Consider the following 12,833-nt stretch of genomic DNA (forward strand, 5'->3'; position numbering starts at 1 on the left):
TGCAGGACTTATAATCGGTATAACTTGCTATCAAACTAGTTATTGATAAAGTGTTAGTTGGACAGGGTTTAAAGAGCAAAAACGTTAATTATGAAGACGTTATCTATTCAGAACTATACGGGTGGCTCGTTGTTGAATGCGCGCCAACTGAATCTATCGATGAGTTTGATGTTAGGGGCAGACTCACGTCCAAAGCAGTTAAATCGACAGCAAGTCATGCAACTGCTCAATGTGATTGAATCTTTGGCGATGTCGTCGGAGGTGTGGTTTGATGGCTCAATTCAAGATGAAGACAAGGCCATTTTAAAAAATCACAACAATTTGTATCACTCGCTTCTGCGTGAAACTTCGTTAGTTGTTACTGACCAATGGCTCAATTGCTGTCAGGAAGCTGTTGCTCAATCCTCGTTATTGATTAAGGAGTGGCTTGAAAGTCCGTCAAAATGGGTACAACAAAAGGCAGTTGATAAAAATGATGCGGAGCTTTTTAAGCAATGTTTGCTTGAGGGGTTGGCTCTTAACTTTACTGAACGTAAGCGTTTGGCAAAGGAAACGTTAGAGCGAAACGACTTTCGGGGGTCGAAGTGTGTAGCCGGTTTGTTGGTTAGTATCGCTGATGTCGCGGCCATTGACCAACCGAGCGTTGATGACTTTAATAAGGCATTTTCTCAAGCCGCATCCCAAACAGAGGGTGAGGGGAAGTTGATCTCTGGTTTGATCGATCGCTTTCGCGTTAATTTTGTTAATGAATTGGCGGCACAGCATCGCGCGGTTTACGTGGCAGCCCCTGCAATCGAAGATCTTAAGTCGCAACAGAGCGCTCTTTTGTGGCGCTATTTGGGTCGTCAGTTACAACAGAATTCTACGATTAATCAACTACAGACCATCTCTCAAACAGAGTCAGAGGCGTTACAAAGTTTTCCTTATGCTTACGCCTTGTTAATGCAGAAGAAGGTCACTACACCTACTCAGCTATTGGATTTACTCTTTAAAGTAAGAGATGAAACGGTGATTCGAGCGCAGGCACGCGACCACAATAGCGGTAAGCGATTTGTACATGAATGGAGTGCTGAGGAGTTCGAAGATATTCACAGTAGCTTGTTTGGAGATACGTTTTCAGCAATCAACGCTCGGCAAGGTTCATGGCGTGATAACTTACTTGATATGGGACGCTCTTGCTTACCGGCAATGCTTTCGATTGGCTCTGCTGGTCTCGGTATTGTAATTCCTGAAAATGTATTAGAAGGAACTGTTGCCGTCAGTATGGCTTCGGTAGGTGTGGCTTTAGAAAACAGTAGGGCTTGGAATGGTTCGGGCGCTTCATCGGATCAATCAATAAAGCTCTATAAGGATAATTACATGCGCTGGAACAAGTTGCTCGACAAGGCTTCTAAACATCGCGTCGATGGGATGTCTCTTCAGGGAAGAATAGAAGCCATATTTGGCGTGCCTGTTGTGAGCTAATGGTTGGGCGTCTAATTGACGCCCAACGCACCTCCTCGACCTAGCCCGCCAGTCACACGCTGACTTTTATAGTTTTTTAGTGATTTGACCATATTGTTATATGAGTCCATAAATGCGGCTGAAATGACTTTGCCTTCGGGTGTGTCAGTGTAGCCACCAACACCGGCAAAGAGTCCACTGAATAGTCCACCAAAGGCACTGATGTCCCAATTCTTCGCATTACCTGTCGCTGCGGAGACTTGTACACCAGAACGGTTATCGACTAACAACAGGGTGGTTGCTGCTTCATTACTTGATAGCCCGCCTGCAACAATACCTGCCCAACCTCCGAGTAGGCCTCCTACGTTTTGTGTACCACTTTCAGAAAACTGAATCGAAGGGCTGACTGTGTAGTCGGCTGCTACCAGTTGACCTTTGCCAAAGTTACTTTGCTCTCGCAACTCTCCGCTTTCCATGAGTGTTCGTTCGGTTTCTAGTGCCTGCATTGCTTTACCTCGCTCAACAATGACGAAGCAGTTTGACTGCTGAATCATGACACGTATGAGCGGCACGGTTGTGCCCAGTTGGGGGTACATGCGTCGATAGTCATACCACCAGTTTTCGTTAGTATCTTCGTAGATGGAGAGTGTTCCCAAAGGCGCTTCACAGCGTTCTAACGCTTTGTTTTCGCCCTGACTTTGCGCTCCGCCGGCAGCTCCCGTAATGGTGTTTCCAGAACTACCGCCTAGACTGGGGCTAGTACTGACACAAGCGCTTAAAGAGACGGTACAAAAACATGTAATAAAAAATTGATTTAATGAATTCTTCATGACCTGGTGACTGTTGTGAAAATTGACAGGTTAATTTTGTACATGGTGACGAAAGGCGCAAACGATAATGAATGACGTAAGTGTCAGAGATGACTGTATTAGGCGTCTGGCAGGAAGATCGAGCAGGGCTTAGTGAGACTAAGCCCAAAAACATGTAGTTTTAAAGGTTCACCAGAGTTCAACACCTCAACGAGAGGCAGGAGCAGCTATCAAAAGCTATAAACTTATTGCAGCAACTCGCGCTCGAGCGGCATGCAATTTTTTATAACTTTCAATCAAACGCAAGTGACGATCGAGGCCTGTTAAATTCATGTCGGTGGGCGTCAGACCGTGAAAGCGCAGGCTTCCATCGACGGAACTTTCGACTGCATCCATGGTTTTATCGCCGAACATGCGGCGGAAGTTATAAATAAAGTCGCTACGTTCGAGTTCTTCGTCGAGCTCGACCTCAAGAAGGGCTTCCACGGCGCGATAGAATAAAACGCGTTCAACGGTGTTGTCGTTGTATTGTAGGAACATTTCCACATGCTCTAGCGCGAGCGCATGTTCGCCTAACGCAAGGTAGATAAGCAATTTAAGCTCTAAGATCGTGAGCTGACCCCACACAGTATTTTCATCAAACTCAATACCGATCAGCGTGATGATGTCCATGTAATTATCAAGCTGGCTTTCTTCTAAACGCTCGACTAAATCCGCGAGGGCATCGTCACCGAGACGGTGAAGGTTTAGAATATCTTCGCGGAATTGCAGTGCCACGTTGGTGTTATCCCAGATCAAATCTTCTACGGGATACACTTCTGAATAACCCGGCACGAGGATACGACATGCCGGTGCACCCAGTTCGTCATAAACGGCGACATAGGCTTCTTTGCCTAAATCAGAAAGAATCCCAAACAAGGTGTTCACTTCCTCATGATTTGAACCGGAAAAGTCCCAGTCGACGAATTCATATTCTGAACGTGCGCTGAAGAAACGCCACGACACTACACCTGAGGAATCGATAAAGTGTTCGACAAAGTTATTGGGCTCGGTAACAGCCATTTGGTTAAAAGTCGGCGCAGGTAAGTCGTTTAATCCTTCAAAGCTGCGCCCTTGTAAAAGCTCAGTGAGACTGCGCTCAAGAGCAACTTCTAAGCTGGGGTGCGCACCAAACGAGGCAAACACACCACCGGTGCGAGGGTTCATCAGAGTGACACAGGCTACAGGAAATTGACCGCCTAGCGAGGCGTCTTTTACTAATACGGGATAGCCTTGCTCTTCTAGTCCCTTGATGCCTTCTACGAGTTTGGGAAAGCGCTCAAGAACGGTGTCCGGTACGTCAGGCAATGCGATTTCATTTTCGATAATTTCGCGCTTGACGGCGCGTTCGAATATTTCAGATAGGCATTGGACAACCGCTTCGTCGAGCGTATTACCGGCGCTCATACCGTTACTTAAGTACAGGTTTTCGATTAAGTTAGAAGGAAAGTACACCGTTTCACCATCCGAGTGGCGTTGAAACGGTAGCGCACAGATACCGCGCTGGATATTACCGGAGTTGGTGTCGATTAAATTCGAGCCAGCTAACTCGTTTTCAGGGTCATAAATAGCACGTGTATAGTCGTCTAAAATGCCGCTAGGTAGGCTGTCGTCTTCGGTGAGCTCAAACCAACGTTCGTTGGGATAGTGGACAAACTCGCTTTGCGCAATCTCTTGACCAAAGTACTGGTCGTTATAAAAGAAATTACAGTTGAGGCGTTCAATGAACTCACCTAATGCAGAGCATAAGGCGGCTTCTTTTGTCGCGCCTTTGCCGTTAGTAAAGCACATCGGCGATGCGGCATCACGCACATGCAGAGACCACACGTTTGGCACGATATTGCGCCAAGAAGCGATCTCGATTTTCATGCCCAAGTCAGCCAGTATTTGAGTCATGTTGGCGATGGTTTGCTCTAGAGGTAAATCTTTGCCTTTAATAAAGGTCGTTTGATCGCCGTCTGGCGCCCCCATCAAGAGAGCTTGAGCGCTGTCGTCGAGGCTATCGACGGTCTCAATCTGAAAATCAGGTTCAGTTTGCACCACACGTTTGACTGTACAGCGCTCTACGGCTCTGAGAATACCTTGGCGGTCTTTGTCCGAAATATCCTCTGGGAGTTCGACCTGAATTTTAAAGATCTGGTTATAGCGGTCTTCGGGATCGACGATATTGTTTTGCGATAACCGAATATTCTCCGTTGGAATATCGCGCGCATTACAGTACAAGCGAATGAAGTATGCCGCGCACAAGGCTGATGATGCGAGAAAATAGTCGAATGGGCTAGGCGCAGAGCCGTCACCTTTATAACGAATAGGCTGATCGGCAATAACGGTGAAATCGTCAAACTTAGCTTCGAGTTTGAGATTTTCTAAAAAATTAACTTTGATTTCCATAGCGCTTCGACCTGATTGCTAAAACAAAGCGCGCATTATCTCGTCTTTTGATGCCCGCGTCATGGGTAAAATCACGAAAATTAAGATATTTCTTAATGCGCCGCAGCCCAACTTGTGACAAAATGGCAACAAAATAATTACAAAATAAACTGATCTAAATAAGGTGTAGAAATGAGCAAAAAAGTGTTTCTAGGCGGCGCAGCTGCTGTTGTGGCAGCATTTGCTGTGAGTCCATACTTTACAGGCTCGGTTGTTGAGAGTCAGGTTAAGGCGCAAGTGGCTGCATTAGATTCTCAGCCAGCGTACGATGCTAAACTGGTCGACTTTCAGAGTGGCTATCTTAGTTCGGAAGGGACAATTTTAGTTACAGTAAAACTCGGTAATATGACCGATGACGGAATGGAACTCCCTGAAGAAATAAACGCCGAATTCCAACTATCAGCACAACATGGTTTATTGTTGACAAAATATGATGCAGGAATCGGCTTAGCTTCATGGAAACTTGAACTTGTGGACGACAAGTTACGCGAGTACCTTGAGTGGGGCGATGGTGATGCTTTGTATCACATGACAGGCTCTTTAGGTTTATTCGGAGGTGGGGAGTACCGTGACCGAATTGCCAAGTTTAAAGTTGTCGAGAATGGCGACGGTGTAGCGGTGAATTTTTCCGGTTATCAGGGACGTGGCGCTATTGATAGCGACAATATCGAATATGGCGGTGGTTTTGAGCAGTTTAAACTCGCTACCGAGGGTGGGGCGCGAGTCGATCTTAAAGACATGAAGTTCGATATTAACGCTGAAACACCGCTTGAAAAATTATTAAAAGGCAGTGTTTATGAGGGCGAGTCATCGCTTTCCATTGCTCAGTTTTATTTTGAAGATAAGACAATGGAGCAACCTTTAGTACTAAGTAACTATCAAATGAACACTCGCTCGGATATCGGGGAAGATGAAGTCAATGCAAGTATGTCTGTTGCTCAGACACTTGAATCGCTCACTTCGTCGGTTATTAGTGTTAATGATATAGCGCTAGACATATCCATGGATAATTTAAATATTGAGGTGCTTGAGGCGTTTCAAAAGTTGGCGGCAAACCAAGATGCGACCGCCCATCCTGAGGTTCTTCTCGAGGAACAAAAGGAGTTCTTCGTTAAGCGTTTGATGCAATTCTCTGAGGCTGAGCCTTCGCTTAAAATCGATGCGCTCAAAGCTTCGTTCGAGCAAGGCGATATGAATGCGGATATGATGATGCAATTGGCCGCCATCGATAAATTACCTCAGCCCATCGATAATCAGGTGTTTTGGCTATCTCATGTGAACTCTGATGCTAATCTCTCGATCGACAAGCCGCTTGCTACATGGCTTGCAGAAAAACAAATATTGATGCAGCTTAAAAACCAGCTACCGCCGACAAGACAAGATCCTGAGAAAATGCAACAACTAGCTGAGCAGCAGGCGCCGCTTATTATTTCAGCTTTGATTCAACAGGGCTTTATTACTGAGCAAGATGATGCTTATGTGAGCAAATTTACGTTGCAAGATGGTAAGTTTGTACTTAACGGAAACGAACTGCCGATAATGCAAGCACTTCAACAATAATAGGTTTTTTATGAAGTGGTATTTAGAAGCGTTGCGACGCTATTTAGATTTCAAGTCCCGTTCTACTCGGACGGAATTTTGGATGTTCACGCTCTTTAATTTGTTGTTCTATATTGCTGCGGCTATTCTAGACATCACGCTAGGACTATGGGATCAAGAGTTCGGCGTGGGTCTATTTACGGGTCTTTATGGTGTATTTATTTTATTACCTAACGTGTCCGTTGCTGTTCGGCGTTTGCACGACGTTGGCTTGACAGGGTGGCTTTATTTACTGGTATTCGTTCCTATCGCGGGACCCTTTATTATTTTGGGTATTGCCTGTGTAGCGGGTAAGCCGGGTACGAATAAGTATGGCCCAAATCCTAAAGAAGCTCAGCAAGAGGAAGACGAAGGCTCGATATCAGTTTAAGGCGACAATCAAAACTAACTGAGAGATTCATCAAATTGTCATGAATCCGAAACGAAGTTGTCACCGTAAGTATTGATAATTGCAGTCGTTTTCTGGAGAACACCAGACAACAAATTTATACTCCCTGGATATATTTTGCCCCGAGCCTTTACTCGGGGCTTTTTCTTTTCTAGCCGATTTTATCTTGTGTTTTAGTCTTAAAGTCTTCAGCGCTGTGGCGCTCATGCAGCTGTTCTTCTGGCTCACCCCAGGTTTTATTGACCATACGACCGCGTTTAACCGCAGGGCGCTGTGATAACTGCTCGGCCCAGCGCTGTACGTTTTTATAGGTGCGCGCTTGAATAAACTCAGCAGCCTCATAAACTTCGTTGCGAACTAACGCTCCGTACCACGGAAAAATAGCCATATCTGCGATGCTGTACTCGTCTCCTGCAATAAACTCATGATTGGCAAGTTGCTTATCGAGTACATCTAATTGACGTTTGATCTCCATCGTAAAGCGGTTGATTGGGTACTCTAACTTTTCGTCAGCATAAGCATAGAAATGACCAAAGCCACCGCCTAGCAAAGGGGCGCTGCCCATTTGCCAGAATAACCAGTTTAGACATTCGGCACGTGCAGCAGGCGTGGTTGGCAGAAAGTGACCAAATTTTTCAGCAAGATACAGAAGAATAGAGCCTGACTCGAACACGCGTGTGCCCGGTTCGGTACTTTTATCCAGCAGAGCGGGTATTTTTGAGTTTGGGTTAACTTCAACAAATCCGCTCGAGAACTGCTCTCCCTCTAATATGTTAATAAGATAGGCATCGTAATCGGCTTCTTTAACGCCGGCCTCAAGGAGTTCTTCAAGTAGGATAGTTACTTTTTGTCCATTGGGTGTTGCCAGGGAATAGAGTTGAAGATCGTGTTCCCCTTTGGGCAGTGGCTGCTCGTGAGTCGCACCAGAAACTGGGCGGTTAATGTTGGCGAATTTACCACCGTTACCGGGTTCCCACTCCCATACTTTGGGTGGGACGTAAGCATTATTCGACATAAAAGTTCCTCTATTGGTTGGGTACAACGCGTCTAAAAGATACCAAAGTTAGCTCAGCTTGGATTTGCCTCGGCGAGGAATTTTTTACCGTAGGGTGTAAAATAATCAGGGCGCTGGCGCGCCCTGAACACGTTATAGAGGTAATACTTCAATGACGGCTGAGTAGTTACCTAATCTCACCATCGCTGGCGCTTTTGCGCGATCGTCTTTATATTCAACCTCGATAAAGTACATACCGGGTGCATCAAAACTCACTTCAAAGGTGCCTCTAGCGTCCGTGGTAAAGCGCATCGGCTTACTATTATCACGATACTTTTCGCCTTGTCGGACAAGGGTCACCTGTGCATCTTTAGCTGGTTCGCCATCGAATAAGAAACCTAGTGATACCGATTCTCCGGTATAGAGATCGTTGGGGTGGGTTTTGCCATTAAGCTCAAGTCCATTACCAGTCGGTGTTATGACCTTTTGACTTGGCGCGCCCGCGGTAACAAATACTTCCACCCGACGGGCACTGTCGAAGACTTTTAAATCTTTTGCATCTTGGGGTACGTGCTGGTGAAATCCTTCGAGCGTACCCACTTCCCCACGGCCGGGCCAACGCTGCCGCTTCCCTTGATCATCTTGCCAGCTGGCTTGCAGGCTGCGGCTATTCATACTGACTTCATAGGTGCCCGGCTGGGTGAGCTGAAGATCAAATACACTTCGGTATTTCAGCTTCGCCTGATTTTGCAACTCAATGGGCTGACCGTCTGGATTGTATGCCGTGAGGCGGTCTAAAGGCATGGCAAAGTGATCTGGGTTAAAAATACCGTTAGCGATAGCGGCATCAAAGGTGACCCATTCATCTTGACCGGATACTGTCGTGGTGTTCGGTTTTATCCATAAGCGGTGGGCGTTGACCGAGAGGCTCGATGTTAGTAACACGCCCATGAGTAATAGTTGTGAGGGTTTACGTTTAATCATTTAAAGGCTCCAGAGTAAGTATTACAGTACCGAGCTCGTTGTCGCCTTGCTCGGTGTGTTGCAGTGGTTTGTTTAATGGCCATTGGAAATTAAATTGCAGTACCTCGCGTCCACCGAGTTCGCGCGCTGCCTCGATATACAAGGTGTAAGATTGCGGAGGCCGTTGGCTGATAACCTGAGTCAGTGGCTTGAGGTCGATTCGATGTGAACCCGGTTGTCGGGTTGCGCCAGAGATCCCATCGACGGGCATACTTAAAAAGCGCCCGCTGCGGCGCCACCATAAGCGCATATCTTTAAGCCACTTTTCACCTTCTTTGTCAGCAAGTTGAGTGTCATACCAGATAGCGACATCAGCGACTTTCTTGCGCTCACTGTCCATCAGCCACACCGCGAGATAAGGTGGATGATATTCAGAGACTGAGAGGCGTGGCAGCTCAACCTTGAGTTCATTGGCGGAGCTATGGTTTGGAATCAAAAGTAATACAGGTATGAGCAGACCTGCGGCAACCAATGGCCACGTAGTTTTACGACCCTTGGCGTACTTTTTCAAAAGCAACAAGCCGGTTACTGAAAATAGAATGGCGGCCAGTGCGAAGACATCGATAAACAGCGACCATAAAAAGTGAGTGTTGCGGCCTTTGTGTAAATCGTTGAGATAAGCAATCCAGCCACGGTCTGTGGTTTCTTGATAAAAGGTATGTAACTCTCGGTCGACTGAAAACCAACGGTCACCCCCCGCACGTGGTAACGATACGTACATTTCAAATTCACTCCATTGTGCGTTAACGGCATCAGGTAATGGGTTACCTGTGGTGCTTTGATACCACTGACGAAACGCCTGACTCAGAGGTCGCTCGGCATTTAAACCCGCCATAATAGCGGAGGGAACGTCAGCCTCTATTTGAGTGATCTCAGCATCACCCTCAAACACGGTGGGATGGTTGAGGGTGATACCTGTCACAGAAAAAAGCAGCATGCCGACCAAACAAATCGCGGAACTGACCCAATGCCAGTTTTTAATATTCCAAAATTGACGTGCGCGCATCGATTAAAAAGTCCAGCCAAGAGAAACCCACAGACGGCGTCCGTCCTCGATATAGCCGTACTCTTCGACACCAATTTGCTTATCAAATAGATTATAAATACCGGCTCCGACCTTAATATCGGGTGTGAGGAAGTAGTTGATGCCCAAATCGGTCAGCGTATATGAAGGAGCAATCAGTGAACCGCTCGAAGGTCCAGTCGTGGGTTGACTCTCTTCGCCACGATAATGAACGCGTAACCAGGTATTCATTGCCGCGGAAGGCTTCCAATTGAGCGACGTTTGTACCAAATGCTTGGGTAGCTGTGTGAGTGGCTCGCCCTTATATTCACCGGTTTTTTGCTCCGAATCCGTAAAGGTGTAGTTCGCGCTCAGTTTCCAAGCTTTGTTAAATCGTGCATCAAAAGTGGCTTCAACACCTTGTGTCACTGCTTCATCCACGTTGACGTACGTTGTGGGCATAGAGCCGAACTGATTGGGACCGCCGGTACACTGAGTGACGGGGCATGCAATACGCGATATTTTATCGTCGAACTCGTTATAGAAAACGATAACTGAGCTCTTTATTCCTCGACTAAAGTGGGTATATAAACCGAGTTCGTAGTTAACCGATGTTTCGGCTTGCAAGTCGGGGTTACCATAAATATCTCCCCCTCGACTGACTTGCCCCCAATCCTCTGTGGTTTGACGTAAGTTAGGTGCTCGAAAGCCGGTGGATACGCCACCTTTTAGTGTGGTGGCTCGTGATAAGTGGTAGACGCCGTAGACCCGGGGACTCCATTGGTCACCAAAATACTCATCATCGTCGTAACGCAAGCCGGTTGTGAGCTCGAAGTGTTTTGCGATAGGCCATGTTGACTCAGCAAATACTGACCATTGAGAGCTATCGATTTGTGTGCGGTCGCTAATTTGGTTACTGGTGCGATCTTCTAACTCTTCCTTTAGATATGCGGCGCCGAGTGTAATTGGCTGCTCAACGGTGAGTGGCACATTCCATACGGTTTGGAAATCGGTATTGGTTATGTACATCTGACGCGCATTGTTGTCGTATTCGTCTCGTTTTAGATAGCTTCGAGCGCCGACAAGCCCCCATTGACCGTTGTGAGCAATGGAGTAACTTTGATTGTCATACTCGGTAGTGGATGACTCAGGACAACCGCGGCGGCCACAACTTTCACCCGCCGCTAGGGGCGCAACGGTTTTACCCAGTGTGGCGTCTATGGTTTGTGAGTTAGTGCCTGCCTCAAAAAGCCATTCGTGGTCGACCGTTGGTGTGTAAGCGAGTTTCACGGTCGCATGGTCGGTTTTTTTACCGCGATATCCATCCACAATATCGTCCTCAAGTCGACGTGTATATCCGCCATACACTTGCAGTCCGAGGGTGTCTTCAATCAGCGAACCAGAGGTAAAAAGGTTAACTTGGTAGCTATTACCGGAGTCACTGCGTTCTTGTACAACGGAGTCTACACGAACTTCGCTGCGCCATTCTTGCGGTGTTTTCTTGGTTATAATATTGATGACACCGCCAATAGCATCCGAACCATATAGCGAAGACATTGGGCCGCGAATTATCTCGATACGTTCAATAGCTGCTAAGGGCGGTGTCCACGCGCCTTCAACGCCCGGACCGTCACTATTAGGTCGTGTTTCTCGTGATGTTTGGCGCTGTCCATCGACCAAAATCAAGGTGTACTGACTGCTCATTCCGCGAACGCTGATGTCTTGTCGGTCACCACCATTGGTGACAATAACCCCAGGCGCATCGGTCAGTGCATCGGTCAGATCTTTGTAAAAACGTTGTGATAATTCTTTACCAGAAATGACACTGACTGACGCAGGTGCATCTCGTAAAGTCTTGTCGGCACCGGACGCAGTGACAACTAAAACCTCCATGGGCTTTTCACGTTTATGAGAATGGTTTGCGCGGTAATCTGACTGTTGCGGGTTAGCATTTGCTGATAAAGTGAAGGTGCAAATGGCAGAGGCAATGATTGACAGTTTTAAGCCGCGCGTGTTTGATAGATACACAATGTTCTCCATATATAAAAATGAGAATAGTTTTTATTTGCAAATATACGTATAATAAACGTTTCTGCAATCTCGTTTATTTGTAAGCATATTTAAGAGGTGCTTAAGCTATGAATCCGAAGATGATTCGGTCGATGAAGGCGTTTACTCGCACCGTCGAGTTAAAGAGTATGAGTGCAGCCGCGAGTGAGCTGCATATGACCGTTTCTGCTGTCAGTCAACAACTTAGGAAGCTTGAAAAGGATAATGGCCTAGCGTTATTTCACCGTAACACGCGGGTTATGACGCTCACCGAAGCCGGTGAAGTGTTTTATCAGTCATGTCTGGACATTTTGAGTATTGCTGCGAAAAATCAAGAGCGTATGGAGCAGCTGACGCAAACGCCGGCGGGGGTGATGAAGATCATGGCACCTGTGGGGTTCGGGGGCGGCTTACTGAGCGAGCCTCTACGACAGCTAACTGAGCAGTTTCCAGACATGCAGTTTAAGTTATCAATGACGGATGAACCGATTGATTTAGTGACTGCAGGCGTGGATCTCGCAATTCGTATTGGGCCATTACCCGACTCCTCCTTGTACTCCCATCATTTAATTAATTGGCATTTGGTGCCTTGTGTCGCAAGCACTCATGAGCTCGCCAAACGCAGGGTTAGCAGTCTTGAGGATTTACAAGCGGAGACCTTTATTGCGCATTTTTCAAATACCTATGACTTGCCGCTGCCAGCGCCGCGTATCCAAGTCGACAATATGCAAACAACGGTTCAATTGACGTGCGACGGCGTTGGATTTGCACTGTTGCCAGAACCCGAAGTGAAGCCTGAGTTACAAAACGGTGAACTCGTCCGCTTACTACCCGATTGGGACGGTGTGGAATACGGTGTTTATGCAGTCCTACCGGTGAAAGAGAGTATCCCGGCAAAGACACGTTTAGTGATGAATGTGATAGAGGATTGGTTTAAGCAAGTGTAGTGTTGTATTTGATTGACATCACAGCACGATTTAATCTCTGAATGAAGATGTAAAAGTAATCCAAAAGGAGTAGCATCAACGTTACTAGTTTCGCATATCTAACGCTTAC

Annotated in this window: 10 protein-coding genes; 4 read left to right on the forward strand and 6 right to left on the reverse strand. The window is 46.8% G+C overall.

Annotated features, from left to right (window positions below):
* Positions 1 to 90: 90 nt before the first annotated feature.
* Positions 91 to 1,464 carry a hypothetical protein gene (locus tag ABNS04_RS00410; protein WP_272977591.1) on the forward strand — a complete coding sequence of 458 codons (1,374 nt, stop codon included), beginning with the start codon at positions 91 to 93 and terminating at the stop codon, positions 1,462 to 1,464.
* Positions 1,465 to 1,475: 11 nt separating this feature from the next.
* On the opposite strand, the gene ABNS04_RS00415 is transcribed toward ABNS04_RS00410, so the two are convergent.
* Together ABNS04_RS00415 and ABNS04_RS00420 are read right to left on the reverse strand one after the other, a co-directional pair.
* The gene (locus tag ABNS04_RS00415) at positions 1,476 to 2,273 is read right to left on the reverse strand and encodes a CsgG/HfaB family protein (RefSeq protein ID WP_272977590.1); all 798 of its coding nucleotides are present in this window, start codon (positions 2,271 to 2,273) and stop codon (positions 1,476 to 1,478) included.
* Positions 2,274 to 2,489: 216 nt separating this feature from the next.
* Positions 2,490 to 4,682, reverse strand: coding sequence for an OsmC domain/YcaO domain-containing protein (locus tag ABNS04_RS00420; RefSeq protein WP_272977589.1), 2,193 nt, complete (start codon positions 4,680 to 4,682; stop codon positions 2,490 to 2,492).
* A gap of 171 nt (positions 4,683 to 4,853) precedes the next feature.
* On the opposite strand from ABNS04_RS00420, the gene ABNS04_RS00425 reads away from it, so the two are divergent.
* Both ABNS04_RS00425 and ABNS04_RS00430 read left to right on the forward strand, forming a co-directional pair.
* The gene (locus ABNS04_RS00425; protein ID WP_348671152.1) at positions 4,854 to 6,281 is read left to right on the forward strand and encodes a DUF945 family protein; all 1,428 of its coding nucleotides are present in this window, start codon (positions 4,854 to 4,856) and stop codon (positions 6,279 to 6,281) included.
* Positions 6,282 to 6,291: 10 nt separating this feature from the next.
* Positions 6,292 to 6,690 carry a DUF805 domain-containing protein gene (locus ABNS04_RS00430; protein ID WP_040488096.1) on the forward strand — a complete coding sequence of 133 codons (399 nt, stop codon included), beginning with the start codon at positions 6,292 to 6,294 and terminating at the stop codon, positions 6,688 to 6,690.
* 169 nt (positions 6,691 to 6,859) lie between these two features.
* Here ABNS04_RS00430 and yghU read toward each other — a convergent pair whose 3' ends face one another.
* The 4 genes from yghU to ABNS04_RS00450 all read right to left on the reverse strand — a co-directional run bounded on the left by yghU (position 6,860) and on the right by ABNS04_RS00450 (position 11,705).
* Positions 6,860 to 7,723 carry a glutathione-dependent disulfide-bond oxidoreductase gene (gene yghU, locus ABNS04_RS00435; protein WP_272977957.1) on the reverse strand — a complete coding sequence of 288 codons (864 nt, stop codon included), beginning with the start codon at positions 7,721 to 7,723 and terminating at the stop codon, positions 6,860 to 6,862.
* A 132-nt stretch (positions 7,724 to 7,855) separates the two neighbouring features.
* A complete protein-coding gene (locus tag ABNS04_RS00440; protein WP_272977959.1) occupies positions 7,856 to 8,686 on the reverse strand; it encodes a DUF4198 domain-containing protein in 831 nt (276 codons plus the stop codon).
* Positions 8,679 to 9,731, reverse strand: coding sequence for a PepSY-associated TM helix domain-containing protein (locus ABNS04_RS00445; protein WP_272977961.1), 1,053 nt, complete (start codon positions 9,729 to 9,731; stop codon positions 8,679 to 8,681). The genes ABNS04_RS00440 and ABNS04_RS00445 overlap by 8 nt, the downstream gene beginning before the upstream one ends.
* Positions 9,732 to 9,734: 3 nt before the next feature.
* Complete coding sequence (locus ABNS04_RS00450) at positions 9,735 to 11,705, reverse strand: ligand-gated channel protein (RefSeq protein WP_348671156.1); 1,971 nt, start codon at positions 11,703 to 11,705, stop codon at positions 9,735 to 9,737.
* A 161-nt stretch (positions 11,706 to 11,866) separates the two neighbouring features.
* On the opposite strand from ABNS04_RS00450, the gene ABNS04_RS00455 reads away from it, so the two are divergent.
* Positions 11,867 to 12,724 carry a LysR family transcriptional regulator gene (locus ABNS04_RS00455; protein WP_272977963.1) on the forward strand — a complete coding sequence of 286 codons (858 nt, stop codon included), beginning with the start codon at positions 11,867 to 11,869 and terminating at the stop codon, positions 12,722 to 12,724.
* Positions 12,725 to 12,833: the final 109 nt, after the last annotated feature.

Origin of the sequence: uncultured Idiomarina sp., assembly GCF_964010655.1 — a bacterium.
GTDB classification, from domain to species: Bacteria; Pseudomonadota; Gammaproteobacteria; order Enterobacterales; family Alteromonadaceae; genus Idiomarina; species Idiomarina baltica.

Excerpts from the sequence above, each read along its gene's own strand:
- ABNS04_RS00430 (WP_040488096.1), top strand. The coding sequence starts at position 6,292 with ATGAAGTGGTATTTAGAAGCGTTGCGACGCTATTTAGATTTCAAGTCC.
- ABNS04_RS00415 (WP_272977590.1), bottom strand. The coding sequence starts at position 2,273 with ATGAAGAATTCATTAAATCAATTTTTTATTACATGTTTTTGTACCGTC.
- ABNS04_RS00410 (WP_272977591.1), top strand. The coding sequence starts at position 91 with ATGAAGACGTTATCTATTCAGAACTATACGGGTGGCTCGTTGTTGAAT.
- ABNS04_RS00455 (WP_272977963.1), top strand. The coding sequence starts at position 11,867 with ATGAATCCGAAGATGATTCGGTCGATGAAGGCGTTTACTCGCACCGTC.
- ABNS04_RS00425 (WP_348671152.1), top strand. The coding sequence starts at position 4,854 with ATGAGCAAAAAAGTGTTTCTAGGCGGCGCAGCTGCTGTTGTGGCAGCA.
- yghU (WP_272977957.1), bottom strand. The coding sequence starts at position 7,723 with ATGTCGAATAATGCTTACGTCCCACCCAAAGTATGGGAGTGGGAACCC.
- ABNS04_RS00445 (WP_272977961.1), bottom strand. The coding sequence starts at position 9,731 with ATGCGCGCACGTCAATTTTGGAATATTAAAAACTGGCATTGGGTCAGT.
- ABNS04_RS00440 (WP_272977959.1), bottom strand. The coding sequence starts at position 8,686 with ATGATTAAACGTAAACCCTCACAACTATTACTCATGGGCGTGTTACTA.
- ABNS04_RS00420 (WP_272977589.1), bottom strand. The coding sequence starts at position 4,682 with ATGGAAATCAAAGTTAATTTTTTAGAAAATCTCAAACTCGAAGCTAAG.